A 16,070-nucleotide genomic window follows, 5' to 3' on the forward strand; every position below is an offset into this window, starting at 1 on the left:
TTGCAAAGTGACTGACGACGACCTCAACCACCGGACCGGCCAGGCGCGGGGCCACGGCGATGCGTTGCGCGAGCACGAGGTCCGCACGGCGCTGCTGGACCTGCTGGCCGAAGTGGGCACCGTCACGGCGACCGAAGCCGCCGACCGGCTGGGCCACAGCTCCGGGCTCTGCTCGTTCCACCTGCGGCAGCTCGCCCGTCACGACTACATCGAGGAAGCTCCGCACAGCGGGGGCCGGGCGCGCCCCTGGCGTCTGAAACGGCACGACTCGGCTCCCGACGCACCCGCGGAAGGCGGGTTCGGCGACTTGGCCCGCGGCTTGGAAGACGAGAGCTGGCAGCGGTGGCTCGCGCAGCGGGAGCACGCACCGTCGGAATGGCGCCACGACGCGGCCTCCAGCACCATCGCCTATCTGACGCCCGAAGAGATGAGCCGCGTCGCGGACACCATCCGGCGGGTGCTCGCCCCCTACCGAGACCGCGAACAACGGCCTCTCGCGCGCCCCGAAGGCGCCCTACCGGTCGCCCTGATCACGCGCCTGTTCCCTCTCCTGCCCCATGCGACGGGGCCTGCGGAGGGGGACTGAGGCACCGAGCGGGGAGGGGAGCCGGGGCGCCTTCGATTGGCTTGGGGCGCGGCTCTGCACCGGGCTGTCATCGCGCGGGAGCCTGGGTTGTCAGTGGTCTCTGGGAGGCTGCGCCGCATGATTCCTTGGACTCTCACCGACATCACCGCAGCCGTGCGCGCCAGTTGGGCCGCCGACACCTGCTCCCCCGACGATCTCGCTCGGACCGGCTGGACCGGCGACAACCCGGCCCTGGGACACTGCGACATCACGTCCCTGGTGGTCAACGACCTGTTCGGTGGCGACCTGGTGGTCGGTAAGGTCCACCTCGGTGCTGAGCCGCGCAATTACCACTGGTGGAACCGGCTTCCCAGCGGCATCGAGATCGACCTGACCTACGAGCAGTTCCGGTTGGGCGAGGTGGTGTCCGGGCGCCGGATCGTCGCGAGGCCCACGGGGCGGCCTGCTCCACGGTGGGACGAGTACGAGCTGCTCCGTGACCGGGTATGGCGCAGGCTCGGCGGCACTCCTCCTCAGGGTGGCGCTTCGCAGCAGGCGGCCGGATCGCGGCAGTGAGCGGCGGCTTTGACCTTCAGGCTGCTTGAAGCCCGAGGATTCCGAGCATGGACGAGAACGATGAGCTGCTGGGCATCGGGGCGTTCGCGCGGCGGGCAGGGCTGACTCCGAGCGCACTGCGCTTCTACGACGATTGCGGGGTCCTCCGTCCCGCCCGGGTCGACCCGGTGAGCGGATACCGGTTCTACGGCGCGGAGCAGGAAGGCCGCGCCGTACTGCTCCGCAGGCTGCGGGAGGCGGGGCTGCCGCTGGTGGATGCCAGGGCGGTGCTCGACGGGGGCGAGGCGGAGGCCCGCGCGGTGCTCCGCGGGCATCTGGAGCGGACTCGGCGGACGGCGGATGCGGCGTGCGCGGTCGTGGAGGGCCTGCTGCGTGGGCTGCCGGACGTAGCGCTCGGGCGCGGCCGGGGGTGGGCCGACATCGGGGGTGCGGAACTGGCCAGCGCCGTGCGGCAGGTGGCACCCGCGGTCGCGGGGCCCTCGGAGCAGGCGAGTTTCCCGATCCTCGGCTGCGTCTTGCTCGAACTGGACGAGGGCGAGGTGCGGTTGGTCGCCACGGACCGGTACCGCTTGGCGATCCGGACGCTGCGGGCGAAGGCAGCCGGCGGGGGCGCGTACCGCGTCCTCGTCGACTCCGGAGAACTGGCGGATCTGTCGAGCTGGGCGCTGCGGCAGCAGGACGTCCGGGTCGAGGTGACCGGCGCCGGAGGGTGCCTGGTCGGGGCGGACGGGGAGCGTCGCGAGTTCGCGGGGCGAGAGGGGGAGTTCCCCGACTACCGGTTGCTGCTGGACGGACTGGGGGACGTGCGGCATCGGGTCATCGCGGACCGGTCGGTGCTACGTGAGGCGTTCGCCGAGCGGGAGAAGGGCGCCGCGATGAGCATGCGGGCCGGCGAGCAGAAGGTCGTCGTCAGTGGGGCCGGCGGTGATCGGGTCGCGGTCGACGCGGTCTGTACGGGGCCGTCGCTCCGTATCGCTTTCGACCCGGCGGTGCTCGTACCAGCGCTGGACGCCGGTGTGGGGCCCGATGTGTTGCTGGAGATCGCTTCCGGTACCGAGCCGGTCGTGGTGCGCTCCGCAGATCAGGGCAGCTTCACCACCTTGGTCATGCCGGTACAGGAGCTGGTTTCACGTGAAACAGACTGAGAGGGGCGGGGGCGGGGGCGTGGACGCGGACCATCACATCGTTCGGCTTTGCGTGCGCGGGATGGAAGCCGAGGCACGGGGCGAGAGCGAGGAGGCACGCCGGCTGTTCCAGCTGGCGTGGGACGGCGCGGTCGATGACTACGAGGCGTGCATCGCCGCCCATTACCTCGTACGGCACCAGACCACCCCCGAGGCCACGCTCCGGTGGAACCAGGAATGCCTGGACCGGGCGGACCGGGTGGGGGACGAGCGCGTTCGGGGGTTCTACGCGTCGCTGTACGTGAACATGGGGCGCGCGCACCGGGAACTGGGCGATGGCGCGGCCGCGTACGCGTACTACGCGCGAGCCGCCGAAAGGGTGCGGGGCGTTCCCGAAGGCGACTACGGGGTGTGGAACCGGTTCGCGATCGTGGAAGGGCTGCGGGAGACCGCTCCATCGGCAGCCGGTGACGCACAAGGAAGCCGTGGCGTGGCGATGCTGCTGGCGGGACTACTGGCCAAGTTGTGCGCTCGTGCCGAACTCAAGGCGCTGGGATTGATCCTTCCCGCGTATTTGGGCGATCTGGGCAGTGCGGAGGACCGGGAACGGCTCCGTACGACACTGCACATGGTGCACGCGGCGCGGTGGCTCCCGGCTGAGGAGCAAGCGGTTCTCGGGGAGGCCATCGCCGCGCTGACTGAGGAGGCCGGGGCACCGGCAATCGCATGAAGCCAAGGGGCGGCCGGCGTCAGTGCCCGGCCGGGGACAGTTCGCACCGTGGTTCGGGCCCGCCAGGGGACGAGGATGCCTCCGCCAACTCGTTCCGGGCCTGTTCGGCGCGGGCCAGCTGGCCGCCCACCTGATCACGTACGTCTTGAAGCTGGGCGATGCAGGCGTCCAGCTCGGCCAGCTTGCGGCGGTACACCTGCAGGGAAGCGGGGCAGGCGTCGCCCGCGGGATGGCCGGCGCGCAGGCACTCCACGAAGGGCCGCGTCTCCTCCAGCTCGAAACCGAAGCGCTGCAACGTCTGGATCTGCTGGAGCAGCCGGAGGTCCGCTTCGCTGTAGGTGCGGTGGCCGTTGGCCGTGCGGTCGGCACGCAAGAGCCCGCGTGCCTCGTAGTACCGCAGGGTGCGGGTGGTGGTGCCTGCCCGCTCGGCGAGCTCTCCGATCCGCATGTCCGCGCCCCTCTCCGGCCCGGTGCGGTGCTGGCCGGCCGGGCGTTTCCTGGCCATGACGGTAGCCCTTGACGTTGACGTCATGTCCAGAGTCCCGGAGTGGGTGTTGAAATGGGCCCTGTCCTTGTCCGTAAGCGTGGATGTCGAGCTGTCGAGGAGTGCCATGACCGCAGGGTCGTCCGGTGTGCCGGCGGAATGGGAAGCGACCGGGGAGTCGGCCGGATCGGACGCGCACGGCGGAGAGCGCGCCGAAGGGCTGCTGCCGGACACGCGGCGGGCGCTGCTGCGGCGGCTGGCGGTCGGACAGGCGGAGGGACGCGCGCCGTCGATGGCGGGAGCGGTGGTACGGGGCGGCCGACTGGCCTGGACCGGGGCCCGCGCGGCAGCGGCCGGAGCCGGTGACAGCAGCTCACCGGGGGCCGCCGACGGGCCCGGCGTCCAGTACCGGATCGGGTCGATCACCAAGACATTCGTCGCGGTACTGGTGCTCCGGTTGCGCGACGAGGGGCTGCTCACGCTGGACGACCCGCTCGGGAAGCACTTGGCGGGCAGCGTCGCTCCTGACGTGACGATCGCCCAGCTGCTCTCGCACAGCTCCGGCCTGGCAGCAGAAGCCCGCGGGCCCTGGTGGGAGCGGACACCCGGCGAGTTGCGACCGGAGGCCGGTGATCTCTTCGGCGAAAACCCGCGTCGCCTGCCCGCCGGTCGTCGGTTCCACTACTCCAACCCGGGCTACGCCTTGCTGGGCGCCCTGATCGAGCGCTTGCGTGACGGTGAGCCTTGGGGTGAGGTCCTGCGTCGCGAGGTGCTGGAGCCGCTGGGGATGAGCCGTACGACACTCCGGCCGGAGGCGCCGCACGCCGACGGCTGGGCGGTGCACCCCTGGGCGGACGTGTTGCTGCCGGAGCCCGCCCAGGACACCGGTCTGATGAGCCCGGCCGGGCAGCTGTGGTCCACGGTCGAGGACCTGGGCCGCTGGGCGGCGTTCCTGACACACGGCGACGACCGGGTACTGGGCGCATCGACCCTCGCCGAGATGCGGACGCCCGCCGTTCCTCCCGAGGGCGCGGAATGGGACGCCGGCTTCGGCCTCGGCCTCCAGCTCATGCGGCGGAACCGACGGCTACTGGTCGGCCACACCGGCTCCATGCCCGGATTCCTGGCGTCCCTGTGGATCGACGTGGAGCAGGACGTCGCGGGCATCGCCCTGGCCAACTGCACCTCGGGCCCCGCGATCAGCGCCGTGGCCGCCGACCTGGCCGCCATCGTCGCGGAGCGCGAGCCGCGGATACCGGAGCCGTGGCGCCCGCAGCCGGGCCCGGTGGACCGCGAACTGCTGGCGCTGACCGGGCCTTGGTACTGGGGCGCGCATCCGTACGTGCTGCGGCTGCGTGCCGACCGGGCCTTGGAGCTCTCGCTCATGCAGGGGACCGGCGGCCGTGCGTCCCGGTTCAGGGCGGAGGCCGACGGTACCTGGACGGGACTGGACGGCTACTTCGCCGGCGAGTCGCTGCGTGTCGTCCGTGCCGGCGACGGCTCGGTCAGCCACCTGGACCTGGGCACCTTCGTCTTCACGCGGGGCCCGTACGAGCCCGCCGGGCCGGTGCCGGGCGGGGTGGATGCGGAAGGCTGGCGCGGGTGCTGACGGCCGCACCGGGGCCGTACGGCGGCGCCGGCCGCCCCGGACGTACAGTCGGAGCCAGAAATCAGGAGCCGCCGCGCCGCGGCCCGCTACCGCTGGAAGGCCACCGTGACTGACGCGAACGCCGTGAACACGACCTCCGACGCACCGGTCCTGCTCGACCTGCCGCCGCTCACCGCCGGACACTTCGCGCGGATCGAGGACAAGGTCGCGGCGCTGATGCACACCCGGGCCGACGTGGTGGCCACCCAAGGTGAAGCATTGCTGCCGCTGGAGGCGTGCATCCGTTCCGCCGTGGGCCCCGGCAGCACCGCGCTCAACATCGTGACCGGGCCGTACGGAGAGACTTTCGGCGGCTGGCTGCGTTCCTGCGGCGCCGAGGTCGTGACGATCAGCGCTCCGTTCACGGTGGCCGTACGCCCCGAGCAGGTGGCCGAGGCCCTGCGTGAGAACCCGGCCATCGATTTCGTCAGCCTGGTGCACGCCGAGGCCGCGACCGGAAACACCAACCCCGTCGCCGAGATCGGCGCGGTCGTACGGGAGCACGGCGCGCTGCTGATGCTGGACGCGGTCGCCTCGGTCGGGGCCGAGCCCCTGCTCACCGACGAGTGGGGCGTCGACCTGTGCGTGATCGGCGGGCAGAAGGCCCTGGCCGGCCCGGCAGGGGTGTCGGCCGTATCGGTGAGTGCACGCGCCTGGGAACGCATCGCCGCCAACGAGCAGGCCCCGCGCCGCTCCTACCTCTCGCTTCTGGACTGGAAGGAGCGCTGGATCGACGGCGGTCGTACCGCCCTCCCGCATGCCCCGGCGCAGCTGGAGATGCTCGCTCTGGAGCAGGCCGTGGACCGTGTCGACGCGGAGAGCCTCGACGCGGTCATCACCCGGCACCGTGCGGCCGCCGCAGCGGTGCGGGCAGGCGTGCGGACGCTCGGGGCCCTCTCCCCGTACGTACTCCGGGACGAGGACGCCGCCCCTGTGGCTACGACGCTGCGTGCGCCCTCGGATCTGGACGCCCGCGAGATCGTGTCCGCCACGCTGGACGCAGCGGACGGACCCGTCGCGGTGCCCGTCCAGGCCGCGGCAGGCGCGCTCGCCAAGGAAATGATCCGGGTCAACCACTATGGGCAGGCCGCGGATCGGGGCGTGGCGCTGGCGTCGATCACGGCATTGGCAGCCGGCCTGCGGGTCCTCGGCGTGACGGTGGACGGCGACGGCGCGGCCGCGGCGGCGGGCGCGGCGTGGGATGAGACGATCAACGGCTGAGCCGTACGACGGACAGAGCGCAAGGTCCGGGGGTGCTGTTTCACGTGAAACAGCACCCCCGTGCGTCATGGCGTTCGACGCGCCATCGCTACAGGTGACAATCCGCTTACCCAGCAGGCTTCATGGGGAGTAGGGCGGTGATCGCCGCATCGACCACCCTTGAGAGCAGCGCATGCGCCGCACCATCACCACCACTGCAGCCACGGCCGTGTTCGCTGCGGCCCTGACCTTCACCGCACCGGTCGCACAGGCCACGCCGCCGGGGCGGGTCTGCTTCTGGACCGAGCCCGGCATGATGGGCCAGTCCTGGTGCTACGGCCCGCCCGGCTATGCCGAGGCCGAGAACGGCACCCAGCGCCACGCCTACTCCTTCGAATCCCGCTACAACGGCACCGTCTACGCCATCAGTTACGGCGCGGGCTCAAGTTGCCTGTACCGGGAGATCCGCGCGGACGACTACGACGAGAACTGGACGGCGTGGGCTGTAAAGCTCGACGGCGTCAGCCACGAGACCATGGGCTGTGAGCCCGGCTGAGCCACACACCGCCGTGAGGCGGCTTCCTTGCCTTCGAAGGCATCGGCGCTGCCCCGGCCTACTCCACGAGGTTCTGACACAGGCACTGGGCTCCTGGATGCCGACTGTCGCGTCGGGGACCGATTCTTACAGCGCCTGCAACAACCGAAGCCGCTCCCGCAGTTGAGCGCTGTTGGCGTATCTCCTCCATTCAGCCGCGCTCCGGTGGCAAACCGGGCGGACCGGACGCAGGCTGGGCTCTGAGGACTCCGTAAGCCCCCCGTATCCGCCAACCCCCTCTCCTAAAGGCGGTGGGCCGCCGCGCCGTCTTTGCTGGCCGGCCGATCAGGGCGCCGCGCTCACGCAGCCCTTAACGATCATGGATTGAAGCCCCTTTATAATCGGAACCAGCAACCCGCTTGAACGCACGGATGGCTCGGGCCGGATGTCAACGGTTTCCAGGAGGCTCGATGATGACGGGCGGAGGCTCCGCTCCCTCGCGGTCGGATGCGCGGCGCAACAGGGCGCTCGTGTTGCAGGCGGCGCGAACTGCTTTTGAGGAACAGGGGTTGGGGGTTCCGCTCGGAGAGATCGCGAAGCGCGCCGGAGTCGGCGCGGGAACCGTATACCGGCATTTCCCTTCGAAAGAAGCGCTGTTCAGGGCCACTGTCGCGGACCGTGTGCAGCTGTTCACCGATACCGCTAGGGACTTGGCGGATGCTGTGGACCCCGTCGGGGTCTTCTTTCGCTTCCTCGGGTCGGTGGTGCGGCTGGCGGCGCGCAACAAGGCGCTGTGTGACGCGCTGGAAGCGGCCGGCGAGGGTGCTTACGAGCCGTCACCGGCAGCCGAGAGGGAGTTCGGCGAGGCCCTGGGTGTCCTGCTTGCGCGCGCCCAAGAGGCCGGTGGGGTAAGGCGAGACGTCAGTCTCGACGACGTACAGGCGCTGCTGGTCGGGTGCATTTCAATGGAGCAGCGCCGGTCGTCGTCAGGGGCTGTGCCGGGGCGGATGACGGCGTTGATGTGCGACGGTCTGCGGGAGCGCAGAGGTGTTACGAAACTGCCGCGTCAGGGTGTCCAACGTAACGAAACGCGGTGTGAGGTGTGTGCCGGGCCGGTGCCCACGGCGCGTACGGGGCGGCCTGCCAGGTACTGCGGCGGGGCGTGCAGGCAAAAGGCGCACCGGGCCAGATCCCATACGCGTGCACGGAAAAACGGCAGGCCGGAAGGGGCGAAGGGCAATTCGCCGTCCGGGCCTGCCGAAGGGGTTCGGTAGCTGTCCGGTGGGTCAGAGCTGGAGCTTGAAGCCCAGGTGGGAAGCCTCGAAGCCGAGGCGCTCGTAGAACCGGTGCGCGTCGATGCGCGTCGTGTCGCTGGTGAGCTGCACCAGCGCGCAGCCGAGCGTCCGCGACCTGTCGATCGCCCATTCGATCAGCTGGGTGCCCAGGCCGCTGCCCCGCTCGTCGGAGTGGACGCGCACTGCCTCGATGATCGCGCGGCTGCTACCGCGCCGTGAGAGCCCCGGTATGACCGTGAGCTGGAGCGTTGCCACCGGACGGCCCGCGCGGGCGGCGACCACCAGGTGCTGGTTCGGGTCGGCGTCCAGCAGCTTGTACGCCGTGAGGTACGGGGCCAGGTCGTCCGGGGACTCGCGAGTGGCGCCCAGTGCGTCGTCGGCCAGCATCGCGACGATGGCGGGAATGTCGTCTTCGGACGCCGGGCGGATCTCGAATTCGCTCATGGCCGGACCCTACGCAGCCGCAGTCAGGCGGACGGAGCGAGGGTTTCCACGGCGGTGACCAGGGGCGCCAATTCGGGACGCTTTGCGGCGTCTTGGAGTGCTTCGCGCAGCGCCGCGTCGTGCGTGGGGCGTGCTTCTTCGAGGAGTTGGCGGCCCTCGTCGGTGACGTTGGTGTAGATGCCGCGCCGGTCGTCGGGGCACAGGTAGCGGGAGAGCAGCCGGCGCTCTTCGAGCCGGGTGACCAGCCGGGTGGTGGCGCTCTGGCTGAGTACGACCGAGTCCGCGACCTGGTGCATACGCAGGTGGCCGCCGGGCCCGTCGTGCTGCTCGCTGAGCACGTTGAGGACGGAGAACTCCCGGACGCTCAGGTCGTGCCCGGCCTGCAGCGCGCGCTCGATGCGCGACTCGATGCGGCCGTGCAGGGCGGACAGGGCGCACCAGCCCTGGGCGAGGGCGGGGGCGGTGCCGGGCCCCGTGGGGCAGCCCCGGCCCGGCTCGGCCGGGACCGTGTGCCCGTCCGTCTGCCGCGCTTGGCGCCGCTGCGGCGCCTGCTGCGGCCGCTGCTCCTGCTGCCGGGTCTGCTGCGTCATCGGGGACCTCCTTACAGGTCGTACGAACCAGGATAGGACACTTTCGAAATAGCCCGCGCTTGCAAGTAGCACGCGTCTGCAATTATTGTCGGCGCTTGTTAAGGCTGGATGCAATCGTTTGAAGGGATCCGTCATGCCTCTCGCCCTCCTGGCGCTGACCATCGGCGCCTTCGGGATCGGGATGACCGAGTTCGCGGTCATGGGGCTGCTGCCCGACGTGGCCGCGGGCTTCGGCGTCTCCATCCCCATGGCCGGATACGCGACCACCGTGTACGCGCTCGGCGTCGTCGTCGGCGCGCCGCTGATGACCGTCCTCGGCACCCGCATGACCCGTAAGCAGATGCTGATGCTGCTGATGGGGCTGTTCGTCGTGGGGAACCTGCTCACGGCCGTGGCACCGGTCTACGCGGTGATGCTGGCTGGACGGATCGTTTCCTCCTTTGCCCACGGCGCGTTCTTCGGCATCGGGTCGCTGGTCGCAGCGGACCTTGTCGCACCCCACAAGCGGGCCGGCGCCATTTCGATGATGTTCGCCGGGCTGACCGTCGCCAATGTCGTGGGCGTACCCGTCGGCACCCTGCTCGCCCAGCAGATCAACTGGCGTGCGACCTTCGTCGCCATCGCCGTCCTGGGAGTGCTCGGCTTCCTCGGCGTCGCCAAGCTGGTGCCGGCACAGCCGATCAAGGCCGCCTCCCCGATCGGCCGGGAGATCGCCGTCTTCCGCAACCCCCAGGTCGGGCTCGCCCTGCTGATGACGATCCTCGGCTTCGGCGGCGTCTTCGCGGCCGTCACCTACCTCGCTTCGACCATGACCGAGGTCACCGGCTTCGCGGCGTCGTCCGTCATCTGGATCACGGCCGTCTTCGGCCTGGGCATGGTGGCCGGCAACCTCGTATCGGGCCGGTTCACCGACCGGCACATGATGCCGATGCTGTACGTGTCCCTGGTCGGGCTCGCACTCTCGCTGGCCGCGTTCGGCCTGTTCGCGCACAACAAGGCGGCCGCGATCGTGACCATCGGCCTGGTCGGCGCCTTCGGCTTCGCGACCGTACCGCCGCTGCAGAAGCGGATCATGGACCATGCCGCGGCCGCGCCCACATTGGCCTCGGTCGGCAATATCGCGGCCTTCAACTTCGGCAACGCGCTCGCCGCATGGCTCGGCGGGATCGTCATCTCGGCCGGGCTCGGGCTGGCCGCACCGAACTGGGTCGGCGTGGCGATGACCGTCCTCGCACTGGGCGTCGCGGTGGTCGCCGGGACGCTGGAGCGGCGCGCGACGCGGCGCGGGGACGGCGAGGCAGGCCCCGAGCAGCAGCGGGGCCGGGTCGTCGCCGGGTCCGGGGGCGCGGTCGGCAGTGCCGAGGAAGGCGTCGCGGCGGCCGCGCACAGCTGAGCAGGCGGGGCCCCCGGTACGGGACGACGGGACGACGGGACGGCGGGACGACAAGCCGTCAAAGCATCCGCCCGAACCCGAGCCCGAGTCCGCGCCCGAGCCTGAGCCTGAACCAGAACCGCTACCGAACCAGAAACGCCGCCACCCGAACCAGAAGAACCGTCCGCACTAAAAGCACCACTCATCCACCTAGGAGCACCACCCCATGAGCACCACCCCCACCCCCACCCCCATCCGCCCCCTCACCACGCACGACGCGGACGCCCTCATCGAAGCCGCGCGCAGCGCCGCCGCCGGGCTCGGTGTGCAGGGCAGCGTCACCGTCCTGGACGCGGGCGGCCACCTGCTCGGCTTCCGGCGCGACGACACCGCCGTGCTGATCTCCGGCGAGACCAGCACCCGCAAGGCCTACACAGCCCTACAGCTGGACGCGCCGACCGCGGATCTCGCCGACGCCGTACGCCCCGACGGCCTCTTCCACACTCTGCCCACCGCGCTCGACCGTCCGCTTCTGTTCATCGCGGGCGGCGTGCCGGTCCACCGTGACGGGCGGCTGATCGGTGCGATCGGTGTCGGCGGCGGCGCTCCGGAGCAGGACGACCGCATCGCCCGCACCGCCATCGAGGCGGCGGGGCTCAACTGACGACGTCACTCGGGCGATTACGGGCCCGATCGCGGACCTCGGCCGACTGCGCAGCGCGCAGTCGGCCGCCGCGTTTGGTAGGCCCCCAGGGCTTGAGTACGGAGATCGCGGTGACGAAGAGGTAGGTGGCCGTCGCCACGGCAGGGGCGGACACCATGCTCAGCCCGGTGTCCGGGGCTCCGGCGACGGCGTCAGCAGCGAGCCGGTCGATGCCCGGGCGTAGGGAGAAGGCGGTCAGCAGGGTGGTCGCCAAAGTGATCCAGAACTTCACGACGACCCAGCGGTACCGCGCCAGACCCCAGGGCGTACCGAGCGCGAGCACGAGCCCGCTGACCAGGGTGAGCAGCGCCACCGGGACGACGAGCCAGTCGCTGAAGATCTTCATGGCGCGGTACGCGGCAACGGTCGTGTCCGGCGACTCCGAGGCGTATCCGGTGACGCTGAGGGTGAGCAGGCCGAGCGAGAGGCCGAGCCAGCCGACGGAGACCGCGACGTGGATGACGAGGAGGGCGCGGCGCTCGGGCCGGCGGAGCTGCTTCATGTGATCCACGGTCGCGTTCGGCGGCTTCCGCGACATCTGCCGGAGGGAGTATCCGGCGGTACGCGTCCCTGAGTACGGGGGGTAGGGGGAGTACGGGGCGTACGGGGCGTCGGTGGCGCCCACGTCCTAGGCTCGCCGGTATGGCGAAGCTGCATCTATTCGATATGGACGGAACGCTGCTCTACGGTTCCGCTGCCGCTGTCGAGATATCCCGGCAGCTCGGGCTGGAGCGAGAGATCGCCGAACTGGAGCGGTCCTTCGCGGCCGGCGAGCTGACGCCGCCGCGCTTCGCGCAGTTGGCCTGCGAACTGTGGTCGGAGCTGACCGAGGAACTGGTGACGGCGGCCTTCGACGGCGCGCCGTGGCTGGCCGGCATCCGCGAGGTGTGGGCCGACATACGGGCGCGCGGGGAGCGCTGCGCGGTGATCTCCTTGTCACCCACGTTCTTCGTAGAGCGGCTGACGGGTTGGGGAGCGGATGCCGCGCACGGCTCACGCTGGCCGGCGTTGCCATTTCGGGAACCGGTGGAACCGAACGGGATACTTTCCGCATCTGCAAAGGTGAGGATTGCGGATGAACTGTGCGCCGGGTTCGGACTGAGCCGGTCCGACTGCGTGGCGTACGGCGATTCCATGTCCGACGCAGCGCTGTTCGCCGCCGTTCCCGCGTCCGTGGCGGTGAATGCGGACCACCATGTCAGCGACCTGGCCTCATATACGTACGAGGGTCGTGACCTGCGCGAGGCGTACGAACTGGTGCGGACCGGCCGGTAATTTCGTGCTGCGCGCGTGCGATTCGTACGTCATGCCCGGTGAATTGCGTTCTGTGGAACAGGTGCGACTAGAGGACGGCAAGAAGCACGAAAAGTGGAGCGGAACGGAAAATTCCGAAGTTCGGGGGTTGTGCTTTCAACTACTGCCGGTATGGTCTAGTCCGGTTGGGCAGAAGAGCGCGTCCGTGGCCTGGGGCCATGGTCCCTGACGGCGCACGGAGCCCGTCAGCCTAGCGTCAACGCGGGTGCTGGCGTGCGGACTTCCGGCTGTTCGCCCGGTATGGCGTGGGCGGATGGCACGCTGCGGAGACGGCGACCTTGGGAGAAGAGGGCTGCGGGAGGAGAGGGCTGCGGGCGAAGGGGCCGCGCTCCATGTCGCGTGGGCGAGAGGTGCGTCTGTTTTGGAGGGTCTTGCCGGAATGGCTGTGATCGATTAAGAATTCCGAAGCGGCGCGGGGAATTCCGGGCACGTTCCGGACTGCGGAAGTACTAAGACGATCGAAAGACGTTCGAGGCGAGGCAGACCATGGACGCTCCGACCACCACGACGCCCGATAACGGCTCTTCTGGCGGCGACAGTGGCGATTGGGGATGGTTCACTCCGCCGAAGAAGTCCGCCGAAGACCCCCAGAGCCAGCCAGGGGGCCACGGAGAGCGTGACAGTCACGACTCGCACAGCGCTCATGACTCGCGCAGGGGTCACCATTCGTACGGTGCTCACGATCCCGATTCGTACAGTGACAACGACACACGGCAGGCCGGGCAGCACGGGCACGAGCACGAGCGTGAACACATACCCGGCCGACCGGTCAGCTCCATAACGCCCGTGGGCACCGCGTCGGAGCGCGAGCATGCGCTGGAGGGCGAGCCGGAGGCTAGGGGCGCCGGGTCTGGGCCGGAGTTCGCTTCCCCTTCCCCCCTTCCCCCTGCCCGCCCACCCGCCGCCACCTCCTCCTCCGCCAGCGCCGCCAGCGCACGCCGCACCGACCCGCCCGCCAGCAGCGCACCGGCCACCGGCGCCCACGCCGCCACCAGCGCTCCTGCAACGGGCTGGTCCGCCCCAGCCACGCCTGCCATCAGCGCGCCTGCCACGGGCTGGTCCGCCCCAGCCGCGCCTGCCATCAGCGCGCCTGCCACGGGCTGGTCCGCCTCTGCCACGCCCGCCACCAGCGCGCCTGCCACGGGCGAGTACGCCATCGGTCCGTCCACCCCTGCCACGCCCGCCACCAGCGCGCCTGGCACGGGTGAGTACGCCACCGGCTCGTCCGCCAGCAGGTCATCGGGCGCCGGCCCGTACGCCCCCTCCGCGCGGGCCGCCGGCACGTCTGCCGGCGGCGCCCGTCCTGTCGGGGACGGCGTGTCGGGCCCCGCTCCCCGCCCCCAGAGCGCATCCCCCGACGCGGTGCTTATCGGGCGGACGTTGAATGAGATCGAGCCGGTGGCTGACAAGGTCACTTCGTACTTCTACGCGCTGCTCTTCGTGCGGCATCCGGAGCTGCGTGCGCTGTTTCCCGCAGCGATGGACGCCCAACGCGACCGGTTGTTCAGGGCGTTGCTCACCTCCGTCAAAGCCGTCGACGACACGGACACGCTCACCGATTACCTGTCACACCTCGGACGCGGGCACCGTAAGTACGGCACGCTGCCCGAGCACTACCCGGCCGTCGGCGAATGCCTGCTCAACGCGATCGCCCGCTACGCACACGGCACTTGGCACCCAGAGGCGGAAGCCGCCTGGGTGCGGGCGTACACCACGATCTCGCAGATCATGATCGACGCTGCCGCCGAGAACGAGGCGGTGGCCCCCGCCTGGTGGCATGCCGAGGTTGTCTCGCACGAACTGCGCACGCCCGACATCGCGGTCGTGACCGTCCGCCCCGACCAGCCCTACCCCTTCCTGGCCGGTCAGTACGCCAGCTTGGAAACCCCCTGGTGGCCGCGCGTATGGCGGCACTACTCCTTCGCCGCGGCGCCCCGCTCCGACGGCTTGCTCTCCTTCCATGTGAAGGCCGTGCCGGCCGGCTGGGTATCCAACGCCATGGTGCATCGCGCCCGCCCCGGCGATGTCCTCCGGCTCGGTCCCCCATCCGGTTCCATGACCGTAGACCACACCACTGACAACGGGCTGTTGTGCCTGGGCGGAGGCACCGGCATCGCACCGATCAAGGCTCTGGTCGAGGACGTCGCCGAGCGCGGCCGCCGGCGCCCGATGGAGGTTTTCTACGGCGCGCGCAGCGACTACGACCTCTACGACATCGACACCATGCTGCGGATGGCGCAGAGTCACCCGTGGCTGTCGGTGCGCCCGGTCGTCGCCACCGGGCCGGCCGGCGGGCCGATGAACAGCCTCAGCGGCCAACTCCCGGACGCGGTGCGTCAGTATGGGCCTTGGAGGGAATATGACGCCTACTTGTCCGGGCCGCCCGGAATGATCCGAAACGGCGTGGACGCATTGGTGGGGGTCGGTATTCCCTCCGACCGCATACGGCACGACTCCGTTGAAGAGCTGGTCGCGGCGGGAGATTGAACAGTGACGACACAGGGTGATTACGGCTTGGCGGGGCCAGGCGCGTACCGTCCGGCGGCGCCGGGGGCAGGTACAGGCACAGGTACAGGCACAGGCGCAGGTACGCGTACGGTTTCACGTAGCGATTCACGTACGGATTCACTTACGGGTTCGCCTACGGGGGCGCCTACGGCGGATCGGAGGGAGCGGCCGGGAAGCGATGGGGAGCACCTGGTGCAGCAGCGGCTCGGTACGACCGACCGCGCCGACCGTTTCTACGACGACCAGGTGCTGGACCATCTGAACGACCGCATGCGGGAGTTCGTCGGGCGCCAGGAGATGTTCTTCCTGGCCACGGCCGACCGGCACGGTGAGTGCGACTCCACCTTCCGGGCCGGGCCGCCGGGCTTTCTCCAGGTCCTGGACGAGCGGACGCTCGCGTACCCGGAGTACCGCGGCAACGGCGTCATGGCGTCCATCGGCAACCTGTCGGAAAACCCGCACCTCGGGATCTTGATGATCGACTTCACTCGCGACCGCATCGGCCTGCACGTCAACGGCCGTGCGCGGGTGGTCATGGACGACGAGATGCGGGAGCGGCACCCGTACCTGCCCGTCGATCCCATCCCCGGGCGGCGCGCTCAGCTGTGGGTGGAGGTCACCGTAGAGGAAACGTATATTCACTGCGCCAAGCACATCCCGCACCTCCAGAAGGTGCCACGTCAGGCGGCTGGTTCACGCGCCTGGGGGACGGATGACGCCAAGCGCAAGGGCGGGGATTTCTTCGGCGCGGCGGCGGAGGCCGACTCCCGCCGTAAGGCTGCCGCCGACCGGCCTGCCGGCACAGCGGCCGAGCCAGCCGCCACCCCCGTCACCCCCGCCCCCGCCGAACCCCCCGCCACCCCAGAAGTCCGGCAGGTCAGGAAAGAAGTGGAGCGGGAGGTCGAGCGGGTGCTCGCCCGCGCCGAGCGGAGTGCGCCCGCCTCCGAGGGCGGCGGGTTCCGGGGCTGGTTCGGGTAAGGGG

At 70.4% G+C, this 16,070-nt stretch carries 17 protein-coding genes; 13 read left to right on the forward strand and 4 right to left on the reverse strand.

All coding sequences use genetic code 11. The features are described 5' to 3' along the window. Positions 1-7: 7 nt before the first annotated feature. The 4 genes from ACH4OW_RS07255 (at position 8) to ACH4OW_RS07270 (ending at position 2,995) form a co-directional block, all read left to right on the forward strand. The gene (locus ACH4OW_RS07255; protein WP_398025644.1) at positions 8-586 is read left to right on the forward strand and encodes an ArsR family transcriptional regulator; all 579 of its coding nucleotides are present in this window, start codon (positions 8-10) and stop codon (positions 584-586) included. Between the two features lie 117 nt (positions 587-703). Beyond that, positions 704-1,141, forward strand: a complete 438-nt coding sequence (locus tag ACH4OW_RS07260; RefSeq protein ID WP_360125302.1) for a hypothetical protein — start codon at positions 704-706, stop codon at positions 1,139-1,141. Positions 1,142-1,188: 47 nt separating this feature from the next. Continuing rightward, positions 1,189-2,286: a MerR family transcriptional regulator gene (locus tag ACH4OW_RS07265; protein ID WP_398025646.1), complete on the forward strand. Its 1,098-nt coding sequence runs from the start codon at positions 1,189-1,191 to the stop codon at positions 2,284-2,286. A 61-nt stretch (positions 2,287-2,347) separates the two neighbouring features. After that, entirely contained in the window at positions 2,348-2,995 is a 648-nt protein-coding gene (locus ACH4OW_RS07270; protein WP_398025648.1) for a hypothetical protein, read from the forward strand. Positions 2,996-3,014: 19 nt separating this feature from the next. Here ACH4OW_RS07270 and ACH4OW_RS07275 read toward each other — a convergent pair whose 3' ends face one another. Then, positions 3,015-3,443, reverse strand: a complete 429-nt coding sequence (locus ACH4OW_RS07275) for a MerR family transcriptional regulator (RefSeq protein ID WP_360125296.1) — start codon at positions 3,441-3,443, stop codon at positions 3,015-3,017. Between the two features lie 259 nt (positions 3,444-3,702). On the opposite strand from ACH4OW_RS07275, the gene ACH4OW_RS07280 reads away from it, so the two are divergent. From ACH4OW_RS07280 to ACH4OW_RS07295, 4 genes are all read left to right on the forward strand, one after another. Beyond that, positions 3,703-5,088 carry a serine hydrolase domain-containing protein gene (locus ACH4OW_RS07280; RefSeq protein WP_398025995.1) on the forward strand — a complete coding sequence of 462 codons (1,386 nt, stop codon included), beginning with the start codon at positions 3,703-3,705 and terminating at the stop codon, positions 5,086-5,088. Positions 5,089-5,193: 105 nt separating this feature from the next. Then, positions 5,194-6,348 (forward strand): pyridoxal-phosphate-dependent aminotransferase family protein, encoded by a 1,155-nt coding sequence (locus tag ACH4OW_RS07285; protein ID WP_398025650.1) that lies wholly within the window; start codon positions 5,194-5,196, stop codon positions 6,346-6,348. A 172-nt stretch (positions 6,349-6,520) separates the two neighbouring features. Next, complete coding sequence (locus ACH4OW_RS07290) at positions 6,521-6,883, forward strand: hypothetical protein (RefSeq protein ID WP_398025652.1); 363 nt, start codon at positions 6,521-6,523, stop codon at positions 6,881-6,883. Between the two features lie 452 nt (positions 6,884-7,335). Then, the gene (locus ACH4OW_RS07295) at positions 7,336-8,136 is read left to right on the forward strand and encodes a TetR/AcrR family transcriptional regulator (RefSeq protein ID WP_398025997.1); all 801 of its coding nucleotides are present in this window, start codon (positions 7,336-7,338) and stop codon (positions 8,134-8,136) included. A gap of 12 nt (positions 8,137-8,148) precedes the next feature. Here ACH4OW_RS07295 and ACH4OW_RS07300 read toward each other — a convergent pair whose 3' ends face one another. Both ACH4OW_RS07300 and ACH4OW_RS07305 read right to left on the reverse strand, forming a co-directional pair. After that, positions 8,149-8,601, reverse strand: a complete 453-nt coding sequence (locus ACH4OW_RS07300) for a GNAT family N-acetyltransferase (RefSeq protein ID WP_360125286.1) — start codon at positions 8,599-8,601, stop codon at positions 8,149-8,151. 23 nt (positions 8,602-8,624) lie between these two features. Next, on the reverse strand, positions 8,625-9,191 hold the full coding sequence (locus tag ACH4OW_RS07305; RefSeq protein ID WP_398025654.1) for a MarR family winged helix-turn-helix transcriptional regulator: 567 nt from the start codon (positions 9,189-9,191) through the stop codon (positions 8,625-8,627). 133 nt (positions 9,192-9,324) lie between these two features. Between ACH4OW_RS07305 and ACH4OW_RS07310 the strand changes: the two genes are divergently transcribed. Beyond that, entirely contained in the window at positions 9,325-10,584 is a 1,260-nt protein-coding gene (locus ACH4OW_RS07310; RefSeq protein WP_398025656.1) for an MFS transporter, read from the forward strand. A 205-nt stretch (positions 10,585-10,789) separates the two neighbouring features. Next, a complete protein-coding gene (locus ACH4OW_RS07315; RefSeq protein ID WP_398025658.1) occupies positions 10,790-11,227 on the forward strand; it encodes a heme-binding protein in 438 nt (145 codons plus the stop codon). Here the strand turns inward: ACH4OW_RS07315 and ACH4OW_RS07320 are convergent. Further along, positions 11,220-11,768, reverse strand: a complete 549-nt coding sequence (locus tag ACH4OW_RS07320; protein ID WP_398025660.1) for a DUF2269 domain-containing protein — start codon at positions 11,766-11,768, stop codon at positions 11,220-11,222. The two genes, ACH4OW_RS07315 and ACH4OW_RS07320, sit on opposite strands and share 8 nt — an antisense overlap. A gap of 140 nt (positions 11,769-11,908) precedes the next feature. Here ACH4OW_RS07320 and ACH4OW_RS07325 point away from each other — a divergent pair, with 140 nt between their 5' ends. The 3 genes from ACH4OW_RS07325 to ACH4OW_RS07335 all read left to right on the forward strand — a co-directional run bounded on the left by ACH4OW_RS07325 (position 11,909) and on the right by ACH4OW_RS07335 (position 16,066). Next, positions 11,909-12,541: an HAD-IB family phosphatase gene (locus ACH4OW_RS07325; protein WP_360125276.1), complete on the forward strand. Its 633-nt coding sequence runs from the start codon at positions 11,909-11,911 to the stop codon at positions 12,539-12,541. A 1,419-nt stretch (positions 12,542-13,960) separates the two neighbouring features. Further along, on the forward strand, positions 13,961-15,067 hold the full coding sequence (locus tag ACH4OW_RS07330; RefSeq protein WP_398025662.1) for a globin domain-containing protein: 1,107 nt from the start codon (positions 13,961-13,963) through the stop codon (positions 15,065-15,067). A gap of 213 nt (positions 15,068-15,280) precedes the next feature. Then, on the forward strand, positions 15,281-16,066 hold the full coding sequence (locus tag ACH4OW_RS07335; RefSeq protein ID WP_398025664.1) for a pyridoxamine 5'-phosphate oxidase family protein: 786 nt from the start codon (positions 15,281-15,283) through the stop codon (positions 16,064-16,066). Positions 16,067-16,070: the final 4 nt, after the last annotated feature.

Origin of the sequence: Streptomyces sp. NPDC017056 (assembly GCF_044332485.1) — a bacterium.
Classification (GTDB): Bacteria; Actinomycetota; Actinomycetes; order Streptomycetales; family Streptomycetaceae; genus Streptomyces.

What these genes read in the sequence shown, in the direction of transcription:
- ACH4OW_RS07265 (WP_398025646.1), top strand. Translation starts at nt 1,189, where the DNA reads ATGGACGAGAACGATGAGCTGCTGGGCATCGGGGCGTTCGCGCGGCGG.
- ACH4OW_RS07325 (WP_360125276.1), top strand. Translation starts at nt 11,909, where the DNA reads ATGGCGAAGCTGCATCTATTCGATATGGACGGAACGCTGCTCTACGGT.
- ACH4OW_RS07315 (WP_398025658.1), top strand. Translation starts at nt 10,790, where the DNA reads ATGAGCACCACCCCCACCCCCACCCCCATCCGCCCCCTCACCACGCAC.
- ACH4OW_RS07310 (WP_398025656.1), top strand. Translation starts at nt 9,325, where the DNA reads ATGCCTCTCGCCCTCCTGGCGCTGACCATCGGCGCCTTCGGGATCGGG.
- ACH4OW_RS07300 (WP_360125286.1), bottom strand. Translation starts at nt 8,601, where the DNA reads ATGAGCGAATTCGAGATCCGCCCGGCGTCCGAAGACGACATTCCCGCC.
- ACH4OW_RS07305 (WP_398025654.1), bottom strand. Translation starts at nt 9,191, where the DNA reads ATGACGCAGCAGACCCGGCAGCAGGAGCAGCGGCCGCAGCAGGCGCCG.
- ACH4OW_RS07275 (WP_360125296.1), bottom strand. Translation starts at nt 3,443, where the DNA reads ATGCGGATCGGAGAGCTCGCCGAGCGGGCAGGCACCACCACCCGCACC.
- ACH4OW_RS07270 (WP_398025648.1), top strand. Translation starts at nt 2,348, where the DNA reads ATGGAAGCCGAGGCACGGGGCGAGAGCGAGGAGGCACGCCGGCTGTTC.
- ACH4OW_RS07260 (WP_360125302.1), top strand. Translation starts at nt 704, where the DNA reads ATGATTCCTTGGACTCTCACCGACATCACCGCAGCCGTGCGCGCCAGT.
- ACH4OW_RS07290 (WP_398025652.1), top strand. Translation starts at nt 6,521, where the DNA reads ATGCGCCGCACCATCACCACCACTGCAGCCACGGCCGTGTTCGCTGCG.
- ACH4OW_RS07320 (WP_398025660.1), bottom strand. Translation starts at nt 11,768, where the DNA reads ATGAAGCAGCTCCGCCGGCCCGAGCGCCGCGCCCTCCTCGTCATCCAC.
- ACH4OW_RS07295 (WP_398025997.1), top strand. Translation starts at nt 7,336, where the DNA reads ATGACGGGCGGAGGCTCCGCTCCCTCGCGGTCGGATGCGCGGCGCAAC.